The following is a 1650-nucleotide window of genomic DNA, read 5'->3' as shown; positions in this document are numbered from 1 at the left end:
TGACTGAAGCAGATTCTGTTACAGATGCAGGTGCATTGACTGTAACAACGGCAGTTGATATTGATACTTCAGCCAATAATGGCGTCGTCGACCTCGATAATAATACCCACAGCTTCGCAAGCTTTGCGGCCAATGCAGGTACTGGTGCTGTCGCTATCGATGAGACCGACGCGTTGGCTTTAGGCGCAGTGACTGCTAGCACTTTGGATATAACTGCTGGCGGTGCGATTACAAGTACTGATTCATTGGTATTATCTGGAGATCTAACAATTGACACCTCCATCGCAAACGCAAACGTCACCTTGGATGATGAAGATAACAGTTTGGCAGGCTCTGTAGCCGTTAATGCAGGCACAGGTAGCGTGGTCATTGAAGATAGTACAGCGTTAGATTTAGGAGCGACCACCGCAAGTAGTTTAGATGTTACCAGCGGCGGTGATTTGACTGACTCAGGCAATGTTGTTGTTGGTACTTTAGCGTTTGATGCAGCTGGCTCAGTAACGTTAGATTCTGTCGACTTAGATACCTTAGACGACTCTGCTGCGCAAGGTAATGTTGCAATTACCACCAACGCCAATAGCAATGACACATTAACTATCAACGATATTATTATTACTGATAGTGCGGCAACGAGTGATGAAACAAGTTATACGGTCAATATTAGCGAGACCCAAGGCAGCGCCGAGTCAGAGTTATTATTAACTGGTGATATTAAAGGCACTGACGGTAGCACGGATTTATATCTTGGTAAGATCACTATCTCCGCGGGCACTAGTAGCGAGCGTCAACTAGACTCAGACGGCAACGCGATGTTAAAAGCGAAATCGTTTGATTTAAGTGCTCACGGTAATATGGGGCGCGATAACGCAATTGAAGTTGACTGGAAAGCATCAACAGCTTCATCTGTGAATCGCTTAACCATCAACTTAGGCGATTTAGATGCGGTTGATATTGATAACAATGGCGATCACTCAAATAACAATAGTGATTTTGACGACGTTGAGTTGGCAATTGATATTACTGGCTTTGATTTGGAAGATGAAAACAACCTGTTGGGCGGTAGCCGTGAAATAGATATTAATTTCACCACAGAAAACGCAATTGATACTGCTGCAAGTGCAGACTTAGTTGATGCAACCAATGACATTTTGTCGGGTAATTTTGAAGAGTTGAATTACTTTAATCGCAATACTTTTAACTCAGTTAACAATCGCATAGATCAATTAGAGGCGTTATTGGGTGAAGGGTTTGATGCGAGCAACAATCAAACAGTTGCCGCTTACATTTCGTATTTAGTAAATGGTAGCGATGGTATCAATGGTTTTGTTGATATCAATGGCAACTTAATTTCAGGAGGAATCAGTGCGTCGGCTTTCTTCAATGGCACAGACGGCTCATATACCACAATTACAAAATTGGGTAATCAATTAGCCTCAATCGCAACTTTCTACGAGGATGTATCTGATGATTCAGACATCAGCAATGATGTGGTTGCAAGTGCTGCAGATGGCAGTGATGTTGACTACGCAGTGCTAAAATCGACCGTTAGAGCGGGCGATTTAAATAGTGATTCAACTTCGGACACCTTAGCAAATGAATTTGCTGCGATTCAATCTGACGTTGACCAAAACGAAACAGATGCAGACAACG

1 protein-coding gene is annotated in these 1650 nt (G+C 43.0%); it reads left to right on the top strand.

All coding sequences use genetic code 11. The features are described from left to right. Positions 1 to 1650: hypothetical protein (locus DS2_RS20625; protein WP_035016720.1), on the top strand; the 1650-nt coding region annotated here is incomplete at both ends.

Source organism: Catenovulum agarivorans DS-2, from assembly GCF_000568405.1.
Lineage (GTDB): Bacteria > Pseudomonadota > Gammaproteobacteria > Enterobacterales > Alteromonadaceae > Catenovulum > Catenovulum agarivorans_A.
The sequence above is the reverse complement of the archived record's forward strand: the minus strand, read 5'-3'. Positions and strand labels throughout refer to the sequence as shown.